Consider the following 4,348-nt stretch of genomic DNA (forward strand, 5'->3'; position numbering starts at 1 on the left):
CCGGCTCCGGGCGTGGCGGGTGGCGCGGCGGTGCCCGGCACGGGCACGGCGCCAGGTGCCGCGGCCTCCGGCAGCGCGCCGGGCCCGAATGCCGGCGGCGTGGCCGGACAGACCGGGCAGCCGGCAGCGCCAGCCGCTGATGCGGGCAGCAACAAGGCCGCCGCAAACAAGCCCGCCGACGCCAGCGGCCTGCCCGCCTGGCTGGCCGACAACCTGCTGGCCATCGTGACCGCGGTGCTGGCCTTGCTGGTGCTCATCATCGCCTTGGCGCTGCGGCGGGCAGGCACCCGCCGCGACGAGGACAACGAAGAAAGCCCCTATTCGGAGGCGCCGCGCCTGGACAACGAAGCCCTGAACAAGCGGCTGCACACCATCAATCTAGACCTGGACCAGCCGCCCTCGGACGAGCCAGGAAGCCGGACCTGATTTTTTCATGACACGCATTGCATTGGGGCTGTCCTATGACGGCTCCAGTTGGCAGGGTTGGCAAACCCAGCCGCACGGCCAGACCGTGCAAGACACGCTGGAAACCGCCCTGGGCCAGTTTGCCGGCACCGGAGCGGCCCTGCCCACCGTGTGCGCGGGGCGCACCGACACCGGCGTGCATGCGGCCATGCAAGTGGTGCACCTGGACACCGCGCTGGCCCGCCGGCCCGAGTCCTGGGTGCGCGGCGTGAACGCCTTCTTGCCGCCCAGCATTTCCGTACATTGGGCCCGCGAAGTCCCCGACGATTTCCATGCCCGCTTTTCGGCGCGCTCGCGCAGCTATGTCTACCTGCTTTGGCGCGGCAGGGTGCGCCCGGCCTTGTGGGCCGGGAGAGCGGGATGGTGCTTCCAGCCCCTGGACGTGGCGGCCATGCGCCAGGCGGCGCAGGCGCTGCTGGGCGAGCACGATTACTCCAGCTTCCGTTCATCGCAGTGCCAGGCGCGGCACCCGGTGCGCACCATGACGCGCCTGGATATCGCCGAGCGCGGCGACTTCCTGGTCTTCAGCCTGCAGGCCAATGCCTTCCTGCACCACATGGTGCGCAACATCATGGGCGCCTTGCTCCAGATCGGACAGGGCCGTCAGCCCGTGGCGTGGATGGCCGAACTGCTGGCCGCGCGGGACCGGCGCCAGGGCGCGCCCACCTTCGCCCCTGACGGCCTCTATCTCTCGGCCATCGAGTATCCGCGGGCCTTCGCGCTCGAGGATCTGGATGGCGGCGGCGCCTTCCTGGCGCCGTTCACCTCGGCCTTCGATTCCTGAGGAGAGAGCCATGCAACGCCGTTCCTTCCTCAAGCGAGCCGTGATCGGGGCAGGGGGCGCGGCGGTCGCCGCGCCGGTGTTCGCGCAGGACGCGCCGGTGCTGCACTGGCGCCTGGCCTCGGGCTTTCCCCGCGAGGCCGACGTCATCTACGGCGGGGGCGAAGACTTCGCCAAATACCTGGGCCAAGCCACCGGCGGCAAATTCTCCATCCAGGTCTTCCCGGCGGTCCTGAACGTGCTGCAGGCCGTGGGCGACGCCAGCGTCGAATGCGGACACACCGCGTCCTCCTATTACTACGACATCGATCCCGCGCTGTGCTTTGACGGCGCCGTCCCCTTCGGCCTGAACACGCGCCAGATGAATGCCTGGATGCGCCAAGGCGATGGCCTGACGCTGCTGCGCGAGCGCTTCCGCCGGCACGGCATCATCAATTTCCCCTGCGGCTATACCGGCGCGCAGATGGGCGGCTGGTTCCGCCGGGAAATCAAGACCGCCGCCGATTTCAAAGGCCTGAAACTGCGGGCCAGCCCCTTTGCCGGCGCCGTGCTCGCCCGCCTTGGCGCCCAGCCCCAGCCTATCCCGGGCGCCGGCATCCGCGCCGCGCTCGAAGCGGGCAGCATCGACGCCGCCGAATGGATAGGTCCCTACGACGACGAAAAACTGGGCCTGCACAAAGCCGCGCCCAATTACTATTTCCCCGGCTGGTGGGAAGGCACGCTGCAGGCCTCGCTCTATATCAACCTCGACGCCTACGAAGCCCTGCCCAAGACCTACCAGGCCGCCATCGCCCAGGCCAGCGCCGCGGCCACCCAGGACATGATCGCCCGCTACGACGCCGAAAATCCTGCGGCGCTGCGCCGCCTGGTCGGTGACGGCGCCCAGCTCAAAGCCTTCCCCGTGCCCGTGCTCCAGGCCTGCCAGGCCGAAACCATCGAGCTATGCAACGTGCTGGCCACGCAAGACCCCGCGTTCAAACAGCTCCAGGACAGCATGACGGCCTTTCGCGACAAGACCATCCCCTGGCTGCGCCTGGCCGAAGGCAGTTACGACGGCTTCATGAGCGCGCCGGCCTCCCGCTAGCGGCATCAAGTAAGCTGTAGGCATCGCCACAACGGAAATACAGGTAGCACCCATGCGAACGCGCGTCAAAATCTGCGGCTTGACCCGCGAAGCCGACATCGCCCAGGCGGTCGAGGCCGGGGCCGATGCCATCGGCTTCGTGTGCTATGCAGGCAGCAAACGCTACGTCGACCTCAAGCGCGCCGCGCAACTGCGCCGCGAAATCCCGGCCTTTGTCAGCGTCGTCACGCTCTTCGTCAACCCCAGCGACGACGACGTCCGCGCCGTGCTCGACCACGTCGGCCCCGACCTGCTGCAATTCCACGGCGACGAAAGCCCCGAAGACTGCGAGCGCCATGGCCACCGCTTTCTGCGCGCCTTTCGTGTGGGCGGCCCAGGCCTGGACACCCCCGAAGCCGTCGCGGCCGCCTGCCGGCCCTACCGCCATGCCGCGGGCTGGCTGTTCGACAGCTACAGCGCCGGCTTTGGCGGCAGCGGGCTGACCTTCGATCACGCCCTGCTGGCCGGCGTGCAGGCCGATCCTCACGGCCGTCCCATCATCCTGGCCGGCGGCCTCAACCCCGCCAACATCGAACAGGCCATCCGCCTCGTCCGCCCCTGGGCCGTCGACGTCAGCAGCGGCGTGGAGTCCGCTCCTGGCCTGAAGACCGCAGACAAAGTCAGCGCCTTCATCCGGTCAGTAAAAAAAGTGGACGATGACTTGCACGCCTAAAAAAACATCTATATAATTCTTTTTCTTCGCTGAACGAACGTAGCGCCGCAAAACAAGCGGCAAAACACAGCGAAGCAGATACCGAATTTAGGCGGTTAGCTCAGATGGTTAGAGCGCCACGTTGACATCGTGGAGGTCGTTGGTTCGATTCCAATACCGCCTACCAAGAATTACTGCAAGTGCTGCCCAGCAGTGCCAAGAAAAGCCCGCTAAGCCTATGAGCCAGCGGGCTTTTTTGCATTTGTCTTGCCCAGCGTTGCCAAGTGGTGGCAACCCTAAGCAACGTCGCTAAGTGGGTACAGGATCGGGTACGGCTCAATTTTTATTGGGTATACCGTCCTGCCCCGACTGCGTGCATTGATCCAGGAAGTCGGACCACCACTGCATCAGCTGGCGCCGCTCGTCCAAATACGTCGCGTGATTGTATGCGCGCTGGATCTTGTCCTTCTCTTTGTGCGCCAGTTGCTGCTCTATTACCTCGGGACGGAACCCGCTGCGCTCGTTCATGATGGTGCTGGTCAGGCCGCGGAACCCGTGGCCCGTCTGCCGGTCCTCGAAGCCCATGATCTTCAGCGCCTTGTTGATTGTCTCGGCGCTCATGGGCGTGGTGTCCGGGCGGCGAATCCCCGGGAACATGTATCGGTGGCCGCCGGTATACTGCTGCAGTTTATCCAGGAGCTCCAGCACCTGCCGTGACAGCGGGATCATGTGGGGATCCCCGGTGAGCTTCGTCATGACCGTGCCCTTCATCCGCTGTGGCGGAATCATCCATAGGCCTCCGTCGCGGCGCACCTCAGCCCATTCCCCCAGCGGAGTTCATTGGTGCGCGGAAAGGTCCGCATCATGATCATGATGGCCAGCCGCGTCTTGGGCCGACCGTGGTAATTCTCCACCCTGCGCAGCAACTCGGGCAGTGTGCCTATGTCCACGTGCGGAAAGTGTCTCACGGGCGGCTTCTCGTCGAGGAAGTCCAGCAGGCCGGGTGTGACGTCGGCCCTGACGCGGCCGGTGCCGGCGGCATAACGGAACACCGAGCCGATCGCACTTAGCACGCGCTCGGCCATATCGCGCGCACCCCGTGCCTGTACGACCAGCATCGCGTCGAGCACCATCTTCCCCGTGATGCTGTCTATGCGCGCGCGCCCGAAGTGCGGGTATGCGTTCGCCTTGAGCGCGTTCTCCATCCGCGAGTAGTAGGCCTCGCTCCACCCCTTTCGGCGCAGTGTCAGCCATTCTTCGGCGGTCACCTGGAAGGCGTCCGGCGGCAGGCCGTCGTCGCGGGGGGGGGGGGGGGGGGGGGCGGCCG

General features: G+C 66.3%; 5 protein-coding genes, 1 tRNA gene and 1 pseudogene. 5 read left to right on the forward strand and 2 right to left on the reverse strand.

Annotation, left to right across the window (positions count from 1 at the left end):
* The 5 genes and pseudogenes from AXA74_RS24430 to AXA74_RS23590 form a co-directional block, all read left to right on the forward strand.
* Positions 1-426 (forward strand): annotated as a pseudogene (locus tag AXA74_RS24430) (type IV pilus assembly protein FimV); the annotation flags it as partial.
* A 7-nt stretch (positions 427-433) separates the two neighbouring features.
* Positions 434-1,249: a tRNA pseudouridine(38-40) synthase TruA gene (truA, locus tag AXA74_RS23575; protein ID WP_032955646.1), complete on the forward strand. Its 816-nt coding sequence runs from the start codon at positions 434-436 to the stop codon at positions 1,247-1,249.
* Positions 1,250-1,259: 10 nt separating this feature from the next.
* On the forward strand, positions 1,260-2,330 hold the full coding sequence (locus AXA74_RS23580) for a TRAP transporter substrate-binding protein (RefSeq protein ID WP_185844195.1): 1,071 nt from the start codon (positions 1,260-1,262) through the stop codon (positions 2,328-2,330).
* A 37-nt stretch (positions 2,331-2,367) separates the two neighbouring features.
* Positions 2,368-3,042 carry a phosphoribosylanthranilate isomerase gene (locus tag AXA74_RS23585; protein WP_407060213.1) on the forward strand — a complete coding sequence of 225 codons (675 nt, stop codon included), beginning with the start codon at positions 2,368-2,370 and terminating at the stop codon, positions 3,040-3,042.
* An 89-nt stretch (positions 3,043-3,131) separates the two neighbouring features.
* A tRNA-Val gene (locus tag AXA74_RS23590) sits at positions 3,132-3,208 on the forward strand.
* A 149-nt stretch (positions 3,209-3,357) separates the two neighbouring features.
* On the opposite strand, the gene AXA74_RS23595 is transcribed toward AXA74_RS23590, so the two are convergent.
* Complete coding sequence (locus AXA74_RS23595) at positions 3,358-3,810, reverse strand: tyrosine-type recombinase/integrase (RefSeq protein ID WP_051593977.1); 453 nt, start codon at positions 3,808-3,810, stop codon at positions 3,358-3,360.
* On the reverse strand, positions 3,807-4,348 hold a 542-nt coding region (locus AXA74_RS23600), incomplete at its 5' end, for a tyrosine-type recombinase/integrase (RefSeq protein ID WP_407060212.1). The genes AXA74_RS23595 and AXA74_RS23600, both read right to left, overlap by 4 nt.

This window comes from Bordetella hinzii LMG 13501 (assembly GCF_001548475.1).
GTDB classification, from domain to species: domain Bacteria; phylum Pseudomonadota; class Gammaproteobacteria; order Burkholderiales; family Burkholderiaceae_B; genus Bordetella; species Bordetella hinzii.

Coding starts and splice junctions, on each gene's coding strand:
- truA (WP_032955646.1), top strand. CDS start 434: ATGACACGCATTGCATTGGGGCTGTCCTATGACGGCTCCAGTTGGCAG.
- AXA74_RS23580 (WP_185844195.1), top strand. CDS start 1,260: ATGCAACGCCGTTCCTTCCTCAAGCGAGCCGTGATCGGGGCAGGGGGC.
- AXA74_RS23595 (WP_051593977.1), bottom strand. CDS start 3,810: ATGATTCCGCCACAGCGGATGAAGGGCACGGTCATGACGAAGCTCACC.